The sequence below is a fragment of the Halalkalibacter akibai JCM 9157 genome (assembly GCF_000513135.1).
Taxonomy (GTDB): domain Bacteria; phylum Bacillota; class Bacilli; order Bacillales; family Bacillaceae_D; genus Halalkalibacter; species Halalkalibacter akibai.
The window spans coordinates 1-17,682 of record NZ_BAUV01000046.1; the positions used below are offsets into that span (position 1 = coordinate 1).

Sequence of the window (17,682 nt, forward strand, 5' to 3'; positions counted from 1 at the left end):
AATGAGCGGAGTTGTTATTAATAGCAGCTCCGTTTTTTATTTAGAGGAGATTTATGAATGGCTTTAAACAAGATGAATAAGAAAATGCCTGAAGGAAAAAAATCTTGATGAAGGTTGGATTTTTTTAAGAAAAGGAAGTATCACAGTAAAGGAAGGTACATCCTTTTCCATTTTTGTCATATTCATGACAAAAATGTGTAATACTAAAAAAATGTCAACAATCATATTGACAAAAAGCTCTTTTCTATAGATGGATTGATTGGTGAAACCGCTTTATTATAAGTGTAGAAGAACAAGAACATTATCTTCTATTTAAAAAGGAGGAAATACAATGGAAACAAATCAATCGAATATCAAAGTTAAGATTCAACGCTTTGGTAGTTTCTTAAGCGGCATGATTATGCCAAATATTGGAGCCTTTATAGCTTGGGGACTTATAACTGCTTTATTTATACCAACAGGTTGGTATCCGAATGAAAACTTGGCAGAATTAGTCGGACCAATGATTATTTATCTTCTACCACTTTTAATTGGTTACACCGGTGGTAAGATGGTTTACGATGTTCGCGGAGGTGTCGTTGGTGCTACGGCAACAATGGGTGTGATTGTTGGAGCGGATATTCCAATGTTTTTAGGAGCTATGGTGATGGGACCATTAGGTGGTTACCTCATCAAAAAGTTTGATAAAGCTATTGAAAACAAAGTGAAGTCTGGTTTTGAAATGTTAATTAATAATTTCTCAGCCGGAATTATCGGTGGGGCATTAACGTTAATTGCGTACGTTGGAGTTGGACCAATTGTATATGGTTTAAATCAAACACTTGCTACAGGTGTTAATTTCTTAGTGCAACATAACTTATTACCACTAGCTAGTATCCTGATCGAACCAGCTAAAGTTTTATTTTTAAACAATGCTATTAACCATGGTATTTTAGGACCGATTGGAATTGAGCAAGCTGCTAGAGAAGGAATGTCTATTCTATTCTTGCTTGAAGCAAATCCAGGACCAGGTTTAGGAATTTTACTTGCATTCATGATTTTCGGTAAAGGGATGGCAAAACAAACAGCTCCTGGAGCAACGATTATTCACTTTTTCGGTGGAATTCATGAGATTTACTTCCCTTATATTTTAATGAAGCCTGCATTAATTCTTGCAGCTATCGCAGGAGGAGCAACTGGGGTATTTACTTTATTATTGCTTAACGGTGGTTTAGTAGCAGCTCCATCACCAGGAAGTATTATTGCTGTATTAGCGATGACTCCAAGAGGTGGATTCTTTGCTGTAATTGCTGGTGTGCTTGCAGCTGCAGTCGTTTCATTCTTAATCGCTTCTGTTATTTTAAAAGGATCAAAATCAACAGGTGATGAAGATTTAACAAAAGCAACTGAGAAAACTTCGGCGTTAAAAGGGAAAGAAAGTAGAGCAACAGCTTTAGTGAATAAAGAACAAGTAAACGAAGGCAATACAGAAGTGAACAAAGAATCAGTGAACAAAATCATCTTTGCATGTGATGCTGGTATGGGATCGAGTGCAATGGGTGCTTCTATCTTGAAAAATAAAGTGAAAAAAGCAGGTCTAGACATTGCTGTAACAAATACGTCCATCAATAATATTCCTGATGATGCAGATGTGGTTATTACGCATAAAGATTTAACAGACCGTGCAAAAGCGAAATTACCAACAGCTGTTCATATTTCTGTTGAAAACTTTTTAAATAGCCCTAAATATGATGAGCTAATTGAGAAGTTGAAATAAAAAACGAGAAGGGTTTACCCTAAGGTTTAAAACAACCTTTTGGATAAGCCCTTCTTTTTCTACTTTTTGCTTTTATAGGTTTTGGTGTAAGGATGGGATCGTGCCGTTGTGCTGCAACCACTCGCTTTCCGCGGGGAGGTGGCGAGCCTCCTCGACTTGCCTGTGAGGTCTCGCCCCTACCTCTATTTGAGGCCACTGAAAAAGTCTCTTTTAGCAGATTCAAGGAAGCAGCAATGGCTCCACGCGTTGCGCGCCTGCTATGAGAAACCCACTCATAGCAGGCTTTAAAAGATTGCAACGGTTCCGCTCATTGCTTAAGAGGCAAGCTACAAAAGGGAAAACCACCCTTTTTCAGTGGCCTCCTTCTATATCCCGCGGAAGTCAAGTGCCTTCGGTCACAACAATCTTGCGAAAAGAGCATTTATAGAGCTGTTAATTAAATAATGGCAACAAGTTAATCGACGAAAGTTAATTTTCCTTTCGTTGAATCAATAATTCAGCTCGGATATGATAATAATAAGGTATGTTTATTTTAATGTTGTCAACATCCGTTTAATTGTAGAGGGGGTGGACAAATGTACATTACCGCAAGAGAGAGGCAAATTTTAGAGAAACTACTTCTATCTAAAGAAGAGTTAACTGTTAAAAACATTGCTGAAGTGATAGACGTTAGTGTCAGAACCATACACCGTGATTTAAAAGGGATTGAAGATATTCTAAAGGAATATGATTTAACCTTAGTGAAGAAATCAGGTGTTGGTGTTCAAATTAAAGGAGCAGAAAAAGATATTGAAAATCTAAAATTGTTTCTCTTTAATTTGACCCATCATGAGTATTCACAAGAAGAACGTCAAACGATAATCATCTGTTCTCTTTTGGAATCAACAGAACCAGTTAAATTGATTGCGTTAGCTAATGATTTGAATGTTACAATCGCAACGATAAGTAACGATTTGAATAAAATTGAAGAATCACTTGAGAAATATAAAAGTCTTTCGTTGGTTCGGAAGCGTGGATATGGCGTAGAGATTGCTGGTGATGAAACGAGTAAGCGAAAAGCAATGAGCAATATCATTATGGAAAACGTTGCAGAGTACGATTTACTAACGTTAATTAGAGAAAATATTCAAAAGAAAACGAAACAACAATCCGATTCTATCTCAAAGCGGTTATTAGGGTTAGTAGAAAAAAGAAATTTACTAATTGTTGAGAAAGTAATGGAGGAAATTAATAAAGAGTTACCTTATTCGATTGCAGACAGTGCTTATGTCGGGTTGGTTGTTCATTTGGCTTTGGCGATGGAACGAATAGTAAGAGGAGAGAATATTTCAATAGATCAAGCTTACTTAGAAAAACTTCAAACAACAGCTGAATTTCATATCGCTGAGAAAATTAGTGAAAGACTGGAACTTGTTTTTCAATGTAGTATTCCTAAAGCGGAAATTGGGTATATTACGATGCATCTTCTTGGAGCAAAGTTAAGGCATGATAAGGAATATTTGATAGAAGAAACAAGTCTTCAAATAGCGCTAAAAGCCAAAAGTTTAATCCAATATGTTGAGAAGAAAATAGGTCAACCTTTGCAATCAAATCATTCATTGCTTCAAGGTCTTGTTGCCCATTTAAATCCTGCTATTTTTAGAATGAAACAAAACATGGGCATTACGAATCCACTATTACCTAAAATAAAAAAAGACTATAATGAACTTTTTCAAATCGTCAAAGACGGAGTGAAGGTTGTTTTGTCAGATTTAGAGGTTCCTGATGAGGAAGTTGGTTATTTAGTTCTTCATTTTGGTTCGGTTTTATTAGGGGAAAGTGAAAAAAAATCGCTAAGTGCGTTAGTTGTTTGTTCAACAGGAATTGGGACATCTAAAATGTTATCAACAAGATTGCAAAAAGAAATACCGTCTATTAAAGAAGTGCGGAATGTATCTTTATTTGAGCTACATCGTTCAAATAAAGATCACTATGATTTGATTTTATCTACGATTCGAATACCAGAATTAGAAGAACAAGATTATATCCTAGTTAATCCATTTTTAACAAATACGGAAGTAGAGAAAATTAAATCGTATCTTCGTCACTCTGTTAATCATAAAAATCTTATGATAGAGGATTTCTATACAGAAACCATATCGAAAAGGGAACTTGTACTTTCTCGTTTACAAACTTACCAAGCTTACGTACAAACGATTATAGCGATTATCAATGATTTCCAAGTGAGAAAAGGCCATGTTCGGCATGATATAAAAGAATTACTGCAAGAGGCATGTGTGGATTTATTTGAACGAGGAATCATAACTGATACGAGCACGGTGTTAGATGATTTGTTAAGGAGAGAACAAGTTGGTGGCCTTGGTATACCGAACACGAAACTAGCCCTTTATCATACGCGCAGTGATAAAGTAAGTAAGCCTTCATTTAGTATTATTGCACTTAGTAAACCCATACATTTAGAGGCAATGGATCAGTCAACTATGGAGGTTGAGTCCATTTTACTCATGCTTTCACCCAATGACATTACAAGTGCAGAGTTAGAAGTACTGAGTCATATCAGCGCGCTGATTATAGAAGATGATTTTAGTATTGTGAGGTTTGAGTCACAAGATGAATTGAAAATCTCTAGTTATTTAATTTCTAAATTAGAAAAATTTCTATATGAACAAACATTAAAAAGGAGCGAATAAACATGACTTTACCAATTTTATCAAAGGAAAACATCTTATTAAATGAGAAAGTGGATACAAGAGAAAATGCGATTAAAAAGACAGGAGAATTATTAGTGTCAAGAGGGTATGTTGAACCTTCTTATATTGACAGAATGCTTGAGCGTGAACAGCTGACGTCAACTTATATGGGGAATTTTGTTGCGATTCCACATGGAACAGAAGAAGGTAAGCAAGCTGTGAAGGAATCTGGAATTGCTATTATCCAAGTACCAGAAGGAGTAGAATTTGGAGAAGGAAATGTTGTGAAGCTTTTGATTGGGATTGCAGGAAAAGGCGATGAGCATCTTGATATTTTATCTCAAATTGCGATTGTTTGCTCTGAGGAGGAAAATGTGGAGCAAATCGTATCTGCTACTTCTCCTGAGGAGATTATGGCTTTATTTGAAGGAGTGAACTAAATGTTAGCCGTTCATTTTGGAGCTGGAAACATAGGAAGAGGTTTTATTGGATTATTATTAAGCAATTCAGGTTACGATACAGTATTTGTTGATGTAAATAAAGAAATTGTTGATTTGCTTAATACAAGAAAAGAATATCAGGTAGTCTTAGCTGCTGAGTCAAAGGAAGAAGTCACAGTACAAAATGTATCTGCTCTTAATAGTATGTTAGAGCCGGAGAAGGTTATAGACGTTATTGCAAAAGCAGATATTGTGACAACGGCTGTCGGACCAAACATTTTACCAATGATTGCTCCGTTACTAGCTAAAGGTCTAATAGAACGATTAAAAACGAATGCAAATTCTTTAAATGTGATAGCATGTGAAAATCTTATTGGCGGTAGTACCCTATTAAAGAAACATGTGTTGGAACATTTAGATGAAGAAGTACAGAAACAAATGGCAGAAGTCGTCGCGTTTCCTGATGCTGCTGTTGACCGGATTGTACCCAATCAACATAATGAAGATAAGCTACTGGTAATGGTAGAACCTTACTATGAGTGGGTCGTTGATCAATCTATGATGATCGGTGAAAAACCAGCTATCAATGGAATAACGTTCGTTGAGGCACTTGATCCATATATTGAAAGAAAGTTATGGACCGTGAACACGGGTCACGCTGTTGCTGCTTATTTAGGCTATCATTACGGGATTAAATCCATTGACCAAGCTATCCGAAATGACGAAGTAAGAAGTTTAATCGAAAAAACATTACAAGAAACAGGAACACTTTTAACAGAAAAGCATTCCTTTGATCCTGAAGAGCATGCTATCTATATCAATAAAATTATAGCAAGATTTAAAAATGAATTTCTAGCTGATGATGTGACAAGAGTAGGACGAGGTCCATTAAGAAAGCTTGGGGCAACTGACCGTCTAGTAGGGCCTGCTAAGCAATACTTAGATTTGGTTGGAAAAGAGCCTGTTTATCTTGCTAAAGCGATTGCAGCTGCTTTTTCGTATGATGTTCAAACAGATGAAGAAGCCGTTCAAATTCAACAGAAAATTAGTAGTGAAGGGTTAGAAGCGACAATCCATGCTGTTACAGGACTAGAAGAGAATAATGAACTATTCAAACTAATTGTCGACCAGTATAAATTATTAAATGCAAAATAAAAAAACTGCTGAGCAAAACCTTGCTCAGCAGTTTTTTATTTTTTACGATATAATTAATGAATAAAGAAAAAATAGGGAGTGGATGTTAGTGAGCTTACATAATAAACGTGTCGTTCTTGCGGCCTCAAGGAAAACAGATGAAATGAGTATTCTAATTGAAAAACAAAAAGGCACACCTTTGGTACGTTCTCTACAAGGAACTGTTTTTTCAAATGATGAACAAGTAAAGAAAAATATAAGAGAAATGGCTGAACAAGAGATTGATTGGTTTATTTTCACAACCGGAATTGGACTTAATAAACTGTTGGATTTAGCGGAAGAAATTAATGAAAAAGAATCCTTTATAGATAAGGTGAAGAACGCAAATGTTGGTGCTAGAGGCTATAAGACGGTTGCGGCATTAAAGAAAATAGGAATTGTTCCAGATGTAAAAGACGATGATGGTACAGTTAATGGATTAATTGATTCATTAAAAGAGATTGACTGGAAAGATAAGCGAGTTATTGTTCAGTTGCACGGTGAAAATGCACCTACTCTAATTAACTATCTTACTGAAGCAGGTGCCAAAGTAATGGAGGTACTTCCTTATCAACACGTAGATCCAAACCCAGAAACAGTCGAGTTATTCTTTCAGGAACTTGTGAACCAAGAGATGGATGCGGTTTGTTTTACAGCTGCAATTCAAGTTCGATCTCTATTTAAGTACGCAGAGTCAAAAGGATATACTGAACAAATTATTGAAGCTTTCCGTAAAAACATCCTTGCTGTTGCAGTCGGAAAAGTAACAGCAGAAGCCTTGCATGAACATGGAATTGAGCGAGTCATTCAACCAGAGTTAGAAAGAATGGGAGCGATGATTGTAGAGTTAAGCCGTTATTATGAAAAAAATGAAGGAAATAGATAAGATGTAAAGAAGCTTGTTATGAGATCGCTCATAACAAGCTTTTTAGATAAACTGTTAGATTTGTTAAAGATGGAGGTGGTCCAACTGGTAAAAGAGTATAAGCTAGATGATCAAAATATTAAAATAGATCCAGTAAGTGAGACCGCGGTAACAGTCTCATTCGGTGATGAAATCAACCTTACTATACATCAACAAGTACAGGCTTTGTCTTCTTATTTAGAGAAAAACCCTTTTCAAGGATTCGTAGAGGCAGTACCAGCATTTACGAGTGTAACGGTCTTTTATGAACCGTTAAAAATACAGGGGATGTTTCAACGCCCGTCCGAATTAGTTTGTTCTACAATGGCTGATATAGTAGCTGATTTAAAAGTGGAGAAATTAGAAAAAGGAAGAGAGGTTGTGATTCCTGTTTGCTATGGCGGAGAATTTGGTCCCGACTTAGAGTATGTCTCTAGCTATACCAACCTCTCAAAGGAAGAAGTGATACACATTCATTCAAGTGAACAATATCTAGTTTACATGATTGGATTTGCACCGGGCTTTCCCTATTTAGGAGGCTTACCTGATTGCCTTTTCACTCCTAGAAGAGCTAAGCCACGCATGAAGATACCTGCAGGTTCGGTAGGCATTGGGGGAGCGCAAACAGGTGTTTATCCGATCTCAACTCCTGGTGGTTGGCAGTTAATTGGTCAAACTCCTCTACAGCTATTTTTACCTAATCAAGATCCTCCTAGTTTCCTTCAAGCTGGTGACATCATTCGGTTTCAACCTATTTCAGAAAAGGAATTTGGTTTATTAAGGGAGGAGGAAAGATGACGTTTACTGTTTTGAAACCCGGACTTTTAACTACGATTCAAGATTTAGGTAGATATGGTTACCAAAAATACGGTGTTATTGTAAGTGGAGCAATGGATTCTTTTTCAACACGTCTTGCAAATTTAATCGTTGGAAATAACGAACAGGAAGGTGTATTAGAAATAACACTAAACGGTCCTGTGCTACGTTTTGAAGAGGATACTCTCATTGTGATAACAGGAGCCGATCTTTCGCCCGTTATTGATCAAAAGAGAGTTTCATTGAACAAACCTATTTATGTTAAAGGAGGAGCCATTCTTTCATTTGGTCCAGTTAAATCTGGGTGCAGAAGTTATTTAGCTTGTGCTGGTGGTTTTGCAATTGAAGAAATATTAGGTAGTAAAAGTACATACATAAGAGCGGGCATCGGTGGATTTGAAGGAAGAGCTCTGAAACAAGGTGATAGGGTTAAGTGTAAGCCCCCATCTGATTTAGCAAGGAAGTTAATAGCGCAACTCAGATTAATAGGTGGTGGCTCGAGTTTTCAGTCAGCAAAATGGTCAGTTAGTCAAAGAAAACAGTCTTCAAAAGGAGAGAGTATAGTTCATCTTATACGAGGATCTCATTTTGACCTTTTTACAGAAAAAAGTATAAAAGCTTTGTTTCACCAACGATTTACTGTCAGTCAGAATTCAGACCGAATGGGTTATCAACTAACAGGATATTCACTACAAACGAGAAAAGCTGTCGACATATTCTCTGAAGCGATCGCGTTTGGAACTATTCAAGTACCAGCTGAGGGCAACCCAATTATTTTACTTGCGGATCGTCAAACCGTTGGTGGTTATCCAAGAATTGCACAGGTCATTGCCACAGACCTAGATGTGATTGCTCAGTTAAAACCAGGAGATGTTGTGAAATTTGAGGAAATCACTTTAGCCTCCGCAGAACAGCTATATCTTGAACGCGAACGAGAGCTAATGAATATGAAAACGGGTATCTCATTAAAAATGGTGTTTTAAACATAAATAGCAAAAATAAAAACTAGATAGAAAAGGGAGGATGAGATGAGTTACATTGATATAAATTGTGATCTTGGGGAAAGTTTTGGGGAGTTTGTGATTGGTCAGGATGATCAAATATTACCCCACATCACCTCAGCTAATGTGGCTTGTGGTTATCATGCAGGTGACCATAACGTGATGGCAAAGACGGTTAAGCTCGCTGCTGTCAATAACGTAAAAATCGGAGCACATCCGGGTTATGCTGATTTGTCTGGTTTCGGTAGAAGAGTAATAGACACAACACCGGATGACATTTATCATTTTACGATTTATCAAATTAGTGCCTTGCAAGGGTTTTGTCATATAAACAAGACTTCCATACACCATGTAAAACCGCATGGCGCTCTTTATAACGTGGCAGCTGCTAATAGGGAAGTTGCACAAGCTATTGCGAACGCTGTTTATGATTGTAACCCCAATCTTGTCTTGTATGGCTTAGCTGGAAGCGAACTAATAAAGGCAGGAGTAGAGAGAGGTTTAAAAGTTGCGAATGAGGTGTTTGCTGATCGGACTTATCAAGCTGATGGAACATTAACTCCTAGAACGCATGTGAACGCCTTGATTAAAGACGTTGAATCAGCGGTGAGTCAAGTTATAAACATGGTAAAGAACAAGGTTGTTAAAGCAGTTGATGGTTCGCTCGTTCCTATTCAAGCTGACACAGTGTGTGTCCATGGTGATGGAGAACATGCATTAGCATTTGTACTAGAATTAAATAAGTGTTTAGAGGAAAACGATATTAAGGTACATTCACTTTAATTTAAAAAAGGATGATCCGTGGTCAATAAACAGACTGCGAATCATCCTTTTTGTTTTATTAAAATAGTATTTAGCAGGAGGTCGAGATAGAAAAACAGAAATAGAAACTGTTATGATACTTTATCGAATAAACGCGTTAAAGGTTAATCGCGTTTATGTATGTGTTTGCTAGGTAATTTTTTACTTATTATAATAGGGATAACAGGGAAAAGAAGTTGTTATATTGATAAATTAATTTACCGACAGAAAACGATTTCAATATACTAATCTATCTTTAAATAAACAGAAAGGAAGTGACTCATATGAAATGGTTAAATGTCATCCTAGGCTGCTTAGTCGTTAGTTTAGGTGTGTTAGTTTTACAAAATTCATTAGTAACTACTGGAGGAACAGCTGGATTGGCTTTGAGTTTAACTTATGCTATCCAACTACCATTTTCAGTAGTGTTCTTTATTATTAATATTCCGTTTTATATTTTAGCCGTCTTGAAGCTTGGATGGAGTTTTACTTTAAGAACTCTTTTTGCAGTTACTACACTTTCGGTGCTAACGGAAGTTGTTCAATTTTTACCTGCTTTCTCCATTTCGCCTTGGATTGGAGCTATTTTAGGCGGGATTGTTTGTGGTTTAGGTTTGTCGATCTTGTTCCTGAATGGAGCTTCTCTTGGAGGGGCAAATATCTTGAGTTTGTATCTCCAACAGAAATTTTCCTATGATCCGGGTAAAACCACTTTTGCATTTGATTTTTTTGTTATTGTTATCGGATTATACTCTATCGGACTTGTAAGAGGGTTTTACTCTATTTTGTCTATTATCATGATCTCTTATATAATCAGTTATTTCAAAGGGAGAATTGCATCACAACATCAACCTAAGCATAAAACGGTTAGAAACACAGCACAACCGAGTGTTTCATGATACTAGTTAGCCTGAATATTGACAAGAAGACGCATAAATAAAGATGCGTTTTTTTGTTTGGGGGAAATTGTTTGTTAGTAAGGCTGACAAAAGAGAGGTTATCCCACTAATTAGTTGAATAAGTATTACTTTATGGTTCTTTTCACTAGGATGGTTGCAATTAAGTACTAGATGAGAATTAAAGTAAAAAGAAGCAATTAAGAGAATGAAGAAAAGCATAAACAACCAAATATATTTGATCAATAGAAGGTGAACAAAATGACAATCAATCTGCAGCCTTTATTATTCAAACATGCTAAGCCATTATTTGTTTTTGAAAAAGAAAATAGGGAGTTTTTTGAACAGTTAGTACCAAGTAGAGGCGAGTCCTATTACCATTACGATTTTTTCCTAACATGCTTACGAGATCTTTTAAAAGAACAAAAATTAGGAGAAGGACAATATTATTTAATTACAAATGAGAAAGGAGCTATTGTAGGAAGGATTAATCTTTTTAATATTGAAAGAGTCCCTTTCTTTAAAGCTGAACTTGGATATCGAATAGGAAAAGATTATGTGAGAAAAGGTTTTGCCACGGCGGGAGTTCGTTTATTAATGGAGAAAGTCCAAAGAGAGCATGGAAAATTTGTAATAATTGCAAAAACAACAAATCAGAATGTTGGTTCACAGAGAATATTGGAAAAAGGTGGATTTGTTCCAAGGTCTAAAAAAGTTAATGAGTTGGAAACACTTGAAAGCAAGCATGATTTTTTAGAATACTATTGGAGTAATATTGCAGCAAATGAAATACTTTAAAAACTGAATTTGTGACAGGGATCAAAATATCCAAATTTTTTGTGAGGTTATTTTAATAATGATAGGCTAAGCACAAGTTTTATAAGTGTTTGAACGCTTTCGAATAACGAATAGATTTTTTAATATGTCAAATTTTCTGACACTTATACTTTACAGGTGGATGCAACAAGTGTATATTAGAAAAGTATTCTGAAAATTCTTTTATATGAGAGGTGTTCATCTTGCAGGCAATTATTGATTTTCTTAATGGATTTTTATGGACTTATGTTGTAATTGGAGGTTTGCTTGGTGCTGGTTTGTACTTTACATTTAAGATTAAGTTTATGCAGTTCCGCTCTATCGGAGAGATGTTCCGCGTAGTATTCGAGAAATCAAAAGATGTAGAGGGTATGAAAAGTATTAGTCCGTTTAAGTCTTTTGCAATTGGAGCAGCAACGCGTATTGGTACAGGTAACCTTGCTGGGGTAACTGTTGCTATCGCTTTAGGAGGACCGGGAGCAGTTTTTTGGATGTGGGTTGTAGCGTTACTAGGTGGTGCAACAAGCTTCATTGAAAGTACATTAGCTCAAGTTTATAAAATCAAAGATAAGGAATCATATCGTGGTGGGCCTGCTTATTATATTGAAAAAGGTTTAGGACAAAGATGGTTAGGGATTGTTTTTGCAGTATTAATTGCAATTACATTTGGTCTTATATTTAATTCAGTTCAAAGTAACACAATTGCTGGTGCATTCGACAATGCATTTGGACTCAGCCCTTGGGTAATGGGAGCAGTTATGACCGTGCTTGCTGGTGTCATCATTTTCGGTGGTGTTCATCGTATTGCTAACTTCTCAAGTGTCATTGTTCCGATCATGGCTATTTTATATATTGTTATTGCGTTAGTAGTTGTCGTAATGAATTTCACTCAAATTCCAGCTGTATTAGGTTTAATTGTTCGTAGTGCGTTTGGTTTTGAACAAGCGCTTGGTGGAGGTATTGGAGCTGCAATCATGATGGGTGTTCGTCGTGGTCTGTTCTCGAACGAGGCTGGAATGGGTAGTGCGCCCAATGCAGCTGCTACAGCAAGTGTATCTCACCCAGCGAAGCAAGGTTTTGTTCAAACTTTAGGTGTGTATATTGATACATTAGTTGTTTGTTCGGCAACAGCATTTATTATTTTATTGAACACTGATTATCACTTAAGTGAAGCAGAAGGAATTCAATTATTACAAAACTCGTTAAGCTTACAAATTGGCGGATGGGCGAGTTACTTCATTGCTGCAGCAATCTTTATGTTTGCATTTAGTTCAATTATCGGAAGTTACTACTATGGTGAAACGAACATTGAATTCATCAAGAAAAATAAAGCAGCAGTTAATGTATACCGCGTATTAACGATGGGCTTTGTATTCTTCGGTTCTGTCGCTAGTTTAGGCCTTGTTTGGGATTTAGCTGATTTGTTCATGGCATTAATGACAGTGATTAACGTTGTTGGGATCCTTTTACTTGGTAAGATTGCCTTTAAGGTCCTTAAAGATTATGAGGAGCAACGAGCTAAAGGAATTGATCCTGTCTTTGATCCACATAAGCTTGGTATTAAAAATACAGAAGCATGGGATGAAGAGAAAAAAGACAAATTGGTTGGTTAAGTTTTAAGGAGAGAGTTATCTGAAGAGGCCAAAAACCTTTTCAGGTAACTTTTTTTGTTAAATACAAATTAAAGATTGTACTCAAACTCTTTAGAAATTTCAGTATACATGGTAAAATTTAGGTAAACTAAATAAAAAAATGGGGGTATGACCTAAATTGAATGAAGAGTTGGCAAACAATAACCAAGTATGGGTCGGGAAATTATTAAATAGAGATCAAAGAGCAGGTGGAATCATTCGGTTGTGCGCGGGTTTTTTTGATTTTATTTTTGTGTCATTACTATTAATTATAACTAGTGCTATTACGACTTCTTGGATGATTGTTCAATCTGAATCGCCATCTGATAACATAGAGTATATTAGGAGATATATGTGGGAAAATGAATTTCATCTTTACTTGATTAATTGGGTCATTATTTTTCTTGTTTTTCTCGCACTTCACGTTATTTATACAGTCAAGGGGAGAAGGAGCATTGGGATGAGAATGGTTGACTTGTATGTGTATAATGAGCATGCTGAGCAACCGAGTGCTTTTCAGTTTTTTACTAGAGAAATGCTAAAGTATGTATTATTCCCATTTTTTATTATGTCTTTCGGGAAAAATAAGAGAACGTTATATGATATCGTGACAAAAACGTATTTAATTAAATAATTCTGTAAAAAAGACACGTTGGTGAAATTTGACCAACGTGTCTTTTTTCAAGTCCATTTCTCGCCCCAGTTTTGTATGGATATGATAACCGGTTGTAGAGCCAGACCTTTTTCTGTTAACTCATATTCAATTCTAACAGGTTTCTCTGGGAACACATTTCGAACAATAATGTCTTGTTGTTCTAGTTCTTTCATTCGTTCTGTTAATATACGGTCACTCATCTCTGGAATTTGTGCTTTGATGTCTTTAAAACGTTTAGGACCGTCCAAGAGGACTCGGATGATTAATCCCGTCCATTTTTTTCCTAATAACTCAATGGCTAATTCGTATTTGGGACACATTTGACTGTAATCCATACTATCACCTCGATTACCTATAGTTTACCACATGCTCTCTAATTAGATAAATATCCGTCATTTAAAATCCAAATAGTATTATTCCACATTGCTCTTTTTATGCATATAAAGGTGTAAAAAGAGATTTGATTTCGGGGGTGACATTTATGTTCGCTAACCTAGTACTAGCAGTTGATGGATCTGAACCATCTTTAAGGGCATCTGAACAAGCGCTGGTTTTAGCTGAAAAAAGTCAAGGATATGTTTATTTAGTTTATGTAGTGGACCGTTATGAAAGGAGAAAAAATAACAAACAACCATTTGATCATATGTCAAAAAAACAGATTGAAGAAATAAAACAGATAGAAAGAAAGGCTCGTTCTAAACAAATTAACGTTCAAGTAATAATTCTAAAAGGTGAGCCAGCAAAAGCCATATTGAATTTTGCAAACGAAAAAGCAGTCGATTTAATTGTAGTTGGAAGCAGGGGGTTAAACCATTTACAACAGTTAGTATTAGGGAGTGTCAGTTATAAAATAATGAAGAATGCTCCGTGTTCCGTGTTGATTGTAAAGTAATAAAATAAGGCAATCTTTTCAAGAAAAAAACGTTGACCTCTCATTTTTATCTGTTATATAATAACTTTAAATAAATTATATTGTATTATTACAGAGTAAAGGAGAGGATTGGTAATGAGTAGACAGGAACGCGAAAACATGATCACATTTTTAACGAAGGTACAGGGTTTTACTGAAGGGAAATTAATGATGATGACAGATGCCGATATTGAACATTTGTATACACGTGCTTATATTCTTCAGGAAAAAAACTAATGGATTTATAGGGAAAAAAGGTCTGAACAAAAGTAACTTTTTGTTCAGACCTTTTTCTTATAGTATAATATCCTCATTCGTTTACATAAGGTGGGTCGTCATGAGAATGTCAAATAAAAAATTATTTATAATTATTTCTGTGATTGTAGCATTATATGGTATTTCTTATTGGGTAATAGGGGATATACTTACTAGATAATATAATAAAAAGGCCTGCAGCTAATGTGTGTCAGCTGTAGGCCTTTGTTTTGTTTAATCGACGGTTCTATAAGTTTTGTAGTTGCATTAAGAAAGCTGATGCAATACCGAAATAAATAATCAGGGAGAAAATATCATTCAGTGTCGTAATGAGAGGGCCAGATGCAACAGCTGGGTCAACTCCTAAACGATTTAAAGTTAATGGAATAATCGTTCCTGCTAATGTCCCGACAATTAATGTTATTAATAAAGAGACCCCAACAACAAAACCGAGGACAAGACTTCCTAACCATACATAAGCAATTAGAAAGATAAGTATTCCACACGTAATCCCAATCATAATTCCAACCCGAAGCTCACGGAATATGAGTCTGATCACGGTTTTTCGGTCTGTATCATTCGTAATAATACCACGTACGACAACTGCCAATGACTGTGTTCCTGTGTTACCTGTCATTCCGGCAATCATAGGCATGAAGAAAATGAGTGCTACTACTTGTTCCAGTGTTTCTTCAAAACCACTAATAATACTACCGGAAACAAGTCCGATAAACAGTAAGAGAACAAGCCAAGGGAGCCTGCGCATAGCAGCTGTTACAGCCTTCGTGTTAAAGTCAATTGCTTTACCGGTGGCAGATAGTTTTTCAATATCCTCATTTGCTTCCTGGATAACAACGTCTATCGCATCATCAACTGTAATAATCCCTTGTAAGACATTGTTCTCGTCTACAACGGGTATAGCTATGAAGTCATAGCGTTCAATCATCTGAGCTACTTCTTCTTGGTCATCATCAACATGAACAGAAACGACACGGGTGAACATTAGGTCTTCGATGACTTCATCAATATCTGCTATTAACAAATCTCGGTAAGATACAACACCTACTAATTTCTTCTCTTTGTTTATGACATATAAGTAATAGATGCTTTCTGAAAAGCTAGCAAATTCTTTCAGCTTATCGACAGCTTGTCTTACTGTTTGATTGGCGTGTATCCATATAAATTGGTTTGTCATGATTCCCCCTGCAGTATCAGCAGGGTAACTCATTAATGATTGGATATCTTGAGAATCTTCTTTTTTCATGGCTTCAAGAAACTCTTGTATTTTATCGACCGATAGCTCGTTCAATAAATCGGCTAAATCATCATTGTCCATGAGGTTCATAACTTTTGAAGAACGCTCAATCCCTAGTTTATGTAAGATCTCGATTTGCATATCATAATCCAATTCTTGAATTAAGTCTGCGATTTGAGAAGGTGTTAAAAATGTTAAGAACTTATGATGATGTTTTTCTGGTAACCCTTTATATAACTGAGCAAAGTCATAAGGATGTAATTCATCAAGAATCTCTTGTAGTGCAGCTCGTTTGCTTTCTTTTAAATACTTTATTACTAAAACCAATAGTTGATCTTCTGTCATGTTAGCAACCATACTTCATCCCCCAATCTCCTTCTTACTTTACAAAAAAAATGGACTTAAGTAAAACGCTCTTTGTATGAGAATTCATTTTTTACGCTTGAAGGGCCGTGGACTACTTCAATTTCCCTCTACTTTCCGCAAAAAGTTATGTAAATAAAGTTAAAAATAGGTAAATTATAATTAGGGCTATTGACAATGAGAATCAGTTTCAATTATTATGATGATAATGATTATCAATGTTGGGGGTGTTAAGCGTGTCAGCTTTATTAATAGTAGGAGCAGATCGACTAGGTTCTATACCGAAGAAGTTAGAAGAACTTGGATTTAGCGAAATTATTCATGTTGATGGACGTAAGGTTCAAATGGTCAAGAAAGAAATACCTTCTCATATAGATTTAATTCTTGTTTTAACTGATTTTATTAACCACAACTTAACTGGTGTATTAAAGAGAAAAGCAATGGAGCAAGAGATTCCAATCTGTTATGCGAAACGTTCATGGTGTTCTATTTATCAAGCAATTGGAAAATGTGATTATGGTTGTGTGAATTTAAAAAGCTGTCAAGTGAAGCAGAGGTATTAATGAGTATGATTGAGAATCAATATGTTACTTTTCTACAAAGTCCATACCGTTTTTTAGATAAGACCGTATGCTTTTGGAAAGACGCTGTACAGAGCGTTATTAATGAAATTGTGTTGACGTTTTCCCGAATCCCACATTCGACAAGGACTTATCTGAAAGCATTACATATTATTGGACACTACTGGAGCAGGTTGGATAAAAGTATATTTGAGTCAGAAAGGCAATTTGTGATGACTTCAGTTAAGGTAACTGATCATTTATTAAGTTTATTAATGTCTGAAAAGCACATCGAAGAAGTTACTATTCAAATAGATATGTTAATGGAAAGTGATAACATAATAATTAATGAAGACGGTTTAATTCTTGAGAAGATCCTGCTGGAAGTTGACGAGGAAATGTTATCAACATATTGGAATGCTGCTTTGCAGTTTTGTTTAGAGCTAACAGAAAACCTTCCGAAGCAGATTGAAGTTTTTGATGTACTGAACGGAAAAAGGTATGTGCACTTTCCTCAGATTTCTTAAATCATAAAGCTAGTCATTTCTTTTTTAAAGAGGTGGCTAGCTTTCTTTATTGACTGCTTATGAAAATGCTGTTGCTATCGAATTTTTCTCTTTAAGTAACTGGAGCACAATGGAACGAACATGAGAAATTTAAACAAAGTCTTTTATTAAAACAGTGATTGCCTTTATGTCATTTTTACTTTGCCTATATGCAACTTTTCTTGGCACGAAAAGTTGCACACGTGCATATCTTT

18 protein-coding genes are annotated in these 17,682 nt (G+C 35.8%); 16 read left to right on the forward strand and 2 right to left on the reverse strand.

The genetic code is table 11. From position 1 onward, the window contains the following. Positions 1–331 precede the first annotated feature (331 nt). The 12 genes from JCM9157_RS18560 (at position 332) to JCM9157_RS18615 (ending at position 13,558) form a co-directional block, all read left to right on the forward strand. Positions 332–1,756 carry a PTS mannitol transporter subunit IIBC gene (locus JCM9157_RS18560; RefSeq protein ID WP_035667101.1) on the forward strand — a complete coding sequence of 475 codons (1,425 nt, stop codon included), beginning with the start codon at positions 332–334 and terminating at the stop codon, positions 1,754–1,756. Positions 1,757–2,331: 575 nt separating this feature from the next. Beyond that, complete coding sequence (locus JCM9157_RS18565) at positions 2,332–4,446, forward strand: BglG family transcription antiterminator (protein ID WP_035667103.1); 2,115 nt, start codon at positions 2,332–2,334, stop codon at positions 4,444–4,446. Between the two features lie 2 nt (positions 4,447–4,448). Then, entirely contained in the window at positions 4,449–4,886 is a 438-nt protein-coding gene (locus tag JCM9157_RS18570; protein WP_035667105.1) for a PTS mannitol transporter subunit IIA, read from the forward strand. Then, positions 4,887–6,041, forward strand: a complete 1,155-nt coding sequence (locus JCM9157_RS18575; protein WP_035667107.1) for a mannitol-1-phosphate 5-dehydrogenase — start codon at positions 4,887–4,889, stop codon at positions 6,039–6,041. 82 nt (positions 6,042–6,123) lie between these two features. Continuing rightward, a complete protein-coding gene (locus JCM9157_RS18580; protein ID WP_035667109.1) occupies positions 6,124–6,945 on the forward strand; it encodes a uroporphyrinogen-III synthase in 822 nt (273 codons plus the stop codon). A 69-nt stretch (positions 6,946–7,014) separates the two neighbouring features. Further along, positions 7,015–7,761: a 5-oxoprolinase subunit PxpB gene (gene pxpB / locus JCM9157_RS18585; protein WP_052013258.1), complete on the forward strand. Its 747-nt coding sequence runs from the start codon at positions 7,015–7,017 to the stop codon at positions 7,759–7,761. Then, positions 7,758–8,762: a 5-oxoprolinase subunit C family protein gene (locus tag JCM9157_RS18590; protein WP_035667111.1), complete on the forward strand. Its 1,005-nt coding sequence runs from the start codon at positions 7,758–7,760 to the stop codon at positions 8,760–8,762. The genes pxpB and JCM9157_RS18590 overlap by 4 nt, the downstream gene beginning before the upstream one ends. A gap of 45 nt (positions 8,763–8,807) precedes the next feature. After that, on the forward strand, positions 8,808–9,563 hold the full coding sequence (locus JCM9157_RS18595) for a 5-oxoprolinase subunit PxpA (RefSeq protein ID WP_035667114.1): 756 nt from the start codon (positions 8,808–8,810) through the stop codon (positions 9,561–9,563). Between the two features lie 302 nt (positions 9,564–9,865). Further along, complete coding sequence (locus tag JCM9157_RS18600; RefSeq protein ID WP_035667117.1) at positions 9,866–10,480, forward strand: YitT family protein; 615 nt, start codon at positions 9,866–9,868, stop codon at positions 10,478–10,480. 258 nt (positions 10,481–10,738) lie between these two features. Next, positions 10,739–11,275 carry a GNAT family N-acetyltransferase gene (locus JCM9157_RS18605; RefSeq protein ID WP_035667119.1) on the forward strand — a complete coding sequence of 179 codons (537 nt, stop codon included), beginning with the start codon at positions 10,739–10,741 and terminating at the stop codon, positions 11,273–11,275. Between the two features lie 212 nt (positions 11,276–11,487). After that, positions 11,488–12,906: an alanine/glycine:cation symporter family protein gene (locus JCM9157_RS18610; protein WP_035667121.1), complete on the forward strand. Its 1,419-nt coding sequence runs from the start codon at positions 11,488–11,490 to the stop codon at positions 12,904–12,906. Between the two features lie 157 nt (positions 12,907–13,063). Continuing rightward, on the forward strand, positions 13,064–13,558 hold the full coding sequence (locus tag JCM9157_RS18615; RefSeq protein ID WP_035667122.1) for an RDD family protein: 495 nt from the start codon (positions 13,064–13,066) through the stop codon (positions 13,556–13,558). A gap of 47 nt (positions 13,559–13,605) precedes the next feature. On the opposite strand, the gene JCM9157_RS18620 is transcribed toward JCM9157_RS18615, so the two are convergent. Beyond that, on the reverse strand, positions 13,606–13,914 hold the full coding sequence (locus tag JCM9157_RS18620) for a winged helix-turn-helix transcriptional regulator (protein ID WP_035667124.1): 309 nt from the start codon (positions 13,912–13,914) through the stop codon (positions 13,606–13,608). Positions 13,915–14,060: 146 nt separating this feature from the next. On the opposite strand from JCM9157_RS18620, the gene JCM9157_RS18625 reads away from it, so the two are divergent. Together JCM9157_RS18625 and JCM9157_RS18630 are read left to right on the forward strand one after the other, a co-directional pair. After that, positions 14,061–14,471 carry a universal stress protein gene (locus JCM9157_RS18625; protein WP_035667126.1) on the forward strand — a complete coding sequence of 137 codons (411 nt, stop codon included), beginning with the start codon at positions 14,061–14,063 and terminating at the stop codon, positions 14,469–14,471. Between the two features lie 114 nt (positions 14,472–14,585). Further along, on the forward strand, positions 14,586–14,726 hold the full coding sequence (locus tag JCM9157_RS18630; RefSeq protein ID WP_035667128.1) for a BH0509 family protein: 141 nt from the start codon (positions 14,586–14,588) through the stop codon (positions 14,724–14,726). A 265-nt stretch (positions 14,727–14,991) separates the two neighbouring features. Here JCM9157_RS18630 and mgtE read toward each other — a convergent pair whose 3' ends face one another. After that, positions 14,992–16,356 carry a magnesium transporter gene (mgtE, locus tag JCM9157_RS18635; protein WP_035667130.1) on the reverse strand — a complete coding sequence of 455 codons (1,365 nt, stop codon included), beginning with the start codon at positions 16,354–16,356 and terminating at the stop codon, positions 14,992–14,994. A gap of 242 nt (positions 16,357–16,598) precedes the next feature. On the opposite strand from mgtE, the gene JCM9157_RS18640 reads away from it, so the two are divergent. Together JCM9157_RS18640 and JCM9157_RS18645 are read left to right on the forward strand one after the other, a co-directional pair. Then, positions 16,599–16,925, forward strand: a complete 327-nt coding sequence (locus tag JCM9157_RS18640; protein WP_035667132.1) for a DUF2325 domain-containing protein — start codon at positions 16,599–16,601, stop codon at positions 16,923–16,925. Continuing rightward, positions 16,925–17,449 (forward strand): hypothetical protein, encoded by a 525-nt coding sequence (locus tag JCM9157_RS18645; protein WP_035667134.1) that lies wholly within the window; start codon positions 16,925–16,927, stop codon positions 17,447–17,449. Before JCM9157_RS18640 ends, JCM9157_RS18645 begins: the two co-directional genes overlap by 1 nt. Positions 17,450–17,682: the final 233 nt, after the last annotated feature.